This is a genomic window from Glaesserella australis (assembly GCF_003260095.1).
Taxonomy (GTDB): Bacteria; Pseudomonadota; Gammaproteobacteria; order Enterobacterales; family Pasteurellaceae; genus Glaesserella; species Glaesserella australis.
This window is the reverse complement of the sequence record NZ_PTPX01000021.1, coordinates 1-3,798: the sequence shown is the minus strand read 5'-3', so window position 1 is coordinate 3,798 and position 3,798 is coordinate 1. Positions and strand designations below refer to the sequence as shown.

At 41.5% G+C, this 3,798-nt stretch carries 4 protein-coding genes, 2 pseudogenes and 1 riboswitch; of the genes and pseudogenes, 2 read left to right on the top strand and 4 right to left on the bottom strand.

Translation table 11 applies throughout. The features are described 5' to 3' along the window. Positions 1–128: 128 nt before the first annotated feature. Complete coding sequence (locus C5N92_RS10920) at positions 129–743, bottom strand: 7-carboxy-7-deazaguanine synthase QueE (RefSeq protein WP_111750871.1); 615 nt, start codon at positions 741–743, stop codon at positions 129–131. 117 nt (positions 744–860) lie between these two features. On the opposite strand from C5N92_RS10920, the gene C5N92_RS10915 reads away from it, so the two are divergent. Further along, positions 861–1,325: an RpiB/LacA/LacB family sugar-phosphate isomerase gene (locus C5N92_RS10915; protein WP_111750870.1), complete on the top strand. Its 465-nt coding sequence runs from the start codon at positions 861–863 to the stop codon at positions 1,323–1,325. A 9-nt stretch (positions 1,326–1,334) separates the two neighbouring features. Here the strand turns inward: C5N92_RS10915 and queD are convergent, their stop codons facing one another. Further along, complete coding sequence (queD, locus tag C5N92_RS10910; protein WP_111750869.1) at positions 1,335–1,763, bottom strand: 6-carboxytetrahydropterin synthase QueD; 429 nt, start codon at positions 1,761–1,763, stop codon at positions 1,335–1,337. Next, positions 1,756–2,421 (bottom strand): annotated as a pseudogene (queC, locus tag C5N92_RS10905) (7-cyano-7-deazaguanine synthase QueC); the annotation flags it as partial. The pseudogene queC and the gene queD, both read right to left, overlap by 8 nt. Continuing rightward, positions 2,418–2,462: riboswitch (PreQ1 riboswitch) on the bottom strand. (Overlaps the previous pseudogene by 4 nt.) A gap of 237 nt (positions 2,463–2,699) precedes the next feature. Here queC and C5N92_RS10900 point away from each other — a divergent pair. Beyond that, positions 2,700–3,572: pseudogene (locus C5N92_RS10900) on the top strand (pirin family protein). A 45-nt stretch (positions 3,573–3,617) separates the two neighbouring features. Here the strand turns inward: C5N92_RS10900 and C5N92_RS11335 are convergent. After that, a partial coding sequence (locus C5N92_RS11335) for a hypothetical protein (protein WP_219819294.1) occupies positions 3,618–3,798 on the bottom strand: 181 nt, incomplete at its 5' end.

Below are 3,798 nucleotides of genomic sequence, written 5' to 3'. Positions count from 1 at the left end.
AAAAATAAACATTAGCAACAATTTTGTCCACATGGCATAGTTTTTGACGGTTCAGCAACAATTTTGTCTACTATGCCTATTGGAATAGATTTCATAAAATAAAAACGGAGTGAGAGCTCCGTTTTTTGTTATGCAATCCCCGCAATTTTGTGCGTTTGAATACTCAATTGCCAACGCGGTTTATCCTTTCTTTGATTCAGTAATCCCAACTGCGTGATGGTTTCTAACATATTGATCTTGCCGTTTTTTTCACAAGGAGAAAGGTAATAACGATCAGCCTTAATCGTCTGTTCAATTTGTTCGCAAAATGCCGATACATCGCCATCCACCACAATTCTGACTTCATGGGCAAAAGGAATATGGTGTTTCAGATAGTTTTTCTGATACAGCCGCTTTGGGCTGGTGGCAATATAATCGATTTGCAACGGCACAGGTTTTAAACCATTGGTTTCGATGGCAATAAAATAACCTTCGGACTTCAATTGGTCCAGCAGACGTTCAAGGTTCGGCTGAATCGTCGGTTCTCCGCCGGTGATAATAATATTACGTGCGCGAAATCCCCGTACGATTTGCATAATTTCGCCAAGGGTTTTGCTTTGATATTGATTGTAATTGGTGTCGCACCACGGACAAGCCAAATTGCATTTGCCAAAACGGATAAAAATGCTCGGCATGCCGGTGTTAAATCCTTCGCCTTGTAAGGTTTCAAAGATTTCGACGATTCGATATTCGGTATTCAACATAGTTTTAAATTTGCAAAAAACAGGATAAAACCGACCGCTTGTCTTTACAGTTTCAAGCTTTGGTTCTATGCTGACAATGATTCATTTCAAGCCAACACATCATAGGAGTACCACAGTATGAAAATAGCAGTAGCAGGCGATCACGCCGGATTTGCAATGAAACAGGAAATCAAAGCCTTGCTTGAAAAACAAGGGCATGAAGTTATTGATTTCGGACCGTTCAGTGAAGCATCCTGCGATTTACCCGACTTTATTTATCCTGCGTCGCTTGCCGTGAGCAAGGGCGATGTCGATCGCGGTATTTTTATCGACGGTGTCGGTTATGGTAGTGCGATGATCGCCAATAAAATTTACGGCGTTTATGCGGCAATCTGCCAAGATCCGTTCTGTGCGGCGTTGGCGCGTTCTCATTCCAATACGAATGTGCTTTGCTTAGGCGGTAAAATTATCGGTTCAGCCATTGCTCACGAGATTGTCAATACGTGGATGACTACCGATTATTTATCGGATAATCCACGATACACAACCCGTGTGGATAAAGTGGTCGCTATTGCAGAAAAGCATATTCGTCAGGATGTTTAGCCTTTTCGGCTACACCGACGGACTATATTCACAATAGGATGTCGGTGTTTCCCACAGCCGAATAAGACTTACCGGCAGCCCTTCGGCTTTGAGCGTATCAAACATATATTTCGCCATCTGTTCCGCGGTGGTGCGAGCCGGGATCCCAAAGGTTTTAGAGTCTAGTGAATTCAGCAAGTCGGCGACTTTGCACTCTTTTTCACTGGTGAGATCGTAAATAAAAGCGTGATCCATGTTGTCAAGGATATGCTTCTTAACGACCGCTTTCAGATCGCTATAATCCATCACCATCCCCGATTTTGCCCCGTCAGCGTGCAATTCGCCCGAAATTTCGACCTGTAAGGTGTAGGTATGCCCGTGTAGATTTTTACATTTGCCGTCGTGTCCGTCCAACATATGTGCCATATCAAAGCTAAATTCTTTGGCGATTTTAAACATTGCCTTTTTCCTCTAAGTATTCGTTCAAGCCTTTTTCACGCAATAGGCAACTCGGGCAAGTGTGGCAACCGCCTTCGACACCCAGATAGCAAGTGTGAGTATGCTCACGGATATAGTCGAATGCCTCGAGTTTGTCTGCTAATGCCCAGGTCTCTTTTTTGGTGAGATACATCAATGGCGTACGAATGTTGAAGTTGTAATCCATCGCTAAGTTGAGGGTAACGTTCATCGATTTGATAAACACATCTCGGCAGTCGGGATAACCGCTGAAATCCGTTTCACACACGCCAGTATAAAGGGTTTGAATACCTTGACTTTTGGCGTAAATCGCCGTGTAGAGCAGAAATAAGGCGTTGCGACCGTCCACAAAGGTATTCGGTGTCGCACCTGTTTGCTTGATTTCGGCGTTATCGTCCATTAAGGCGTTGGTGGTGATCGCTTTGATGACAGATGTATCGATCACCGTTTGCTTCACGCCAAGATCTTGAGCGATCCAGCGTGCTTTTTCTAATTCAATGGCGTGGCGTTGTCCATATTGAAAGGTAACCACTTCGACATTCTCTTTGCCAAACTCTTGAATAGCAAGGAAGAGACAAGTGGTAGAGTCTTGACCGCCTGAAAAAATCACGGCAGCTTTTGGGGTTGTGTTCATTTTGTTCCTTAGTTTTTTTGCGTGGGAGGTTTGCGAACCACGATAAAGTGAATAAATAAGCGGTACGATTTTGCAAAAATTTTACAAAAACGAACCGCTCGCAGAAGTGCTCATTATAACAATTTTATTGTTAAGGTCGATTTTTCTTTTTATTGTTTACTAATTTGAAAGAGTAATTCAATAAATAGCATGTTTATTAATTAAAATAAGAATCTATAATGTGCATCAACAGAGCGATATGAGAAAAACGCTTAAGTGATTAACCTAAAACAAAGGATATAAAAATGAAAAAAGTTGCAAATGTACACTATGCTCCGCAAAAACATTGGGTGGGTAATGGCTTCCACGTTCAATCTATGTTTACCTATAATGATACCGATAAAAATCTCGATCCATTTTTAATGATGGACTACAACCCACCCCGTCACTTTGATGGTGGTCGCAAATCGGATTTTCGTGGAGTAGGCGAACATCCACATCGTGGTTTTGAAACCGTAACCATTGCATACCAAGGGGAAGTTGCACATGCAGACTCTTACGGTGGTGGAGGTATTATCGGTACGGGTGATGTACAGTGGATGACTGCAGGTTCAGGTGTGATGCATGAAGAGTTCCATTCAGAGAAGTTTTCTAAAGAAGGTGGCATGTTTGAAATGGTACAACTTTGGGTGAATTTACCAAAGGCACACAAAATGACAACACCGAAATATCAAGCGATTACTTCAGCTGAAATTCCAGTGGTTCAACTTGATAATGATGCAGGGAAAGCTCGCATTATTGCAGGAGAACTTGCAAGTATTTCTGGCGCTGCAAGTACATTTAGCCCAATTAATATGTGGGATGTTGTGATGAATACTGGCAAAGTTCATACCTTTGCGGTACCAGAAAGCCATAACTTAATTATTCTTGTGCTTGACGGCACTGTTTAGATTAATGGTGAAGACATTGCTCGTCGTGGAGAATTAGTCACTTTTGAAAAAGGTGGCTCAGATGTACAAATTGAATCCAATAATGAAGCTAAATTATTGATTCTAACTGGCGAGCCTCTCAACGAGCCTGTTGTTGGCTATGGTCCATTTGTTATGAATACAGATGCTGAAATTCTTCAAGCGATGCGTGATGTACAAGAAGGAAAATTTGGGCAAATCACAAGATAATATGTTGAATACAAGCGGTAAGATCTTTTAGATGTTTTGCAAATCTTAAAAGATCGCCGCTTTTTGTCTTTTAATCAGTCTATTTGGATCTAATTTAACCAAAATCTCATTTTTTAAAAATTTTTTACAAAAAACACTTGCACATATTCCTAAAATCTCTATAATGCGCACCACACAACGACGCACTGTTGTGAAGCAGTTAAGATTACAGTGCGTCGTTCTTTTT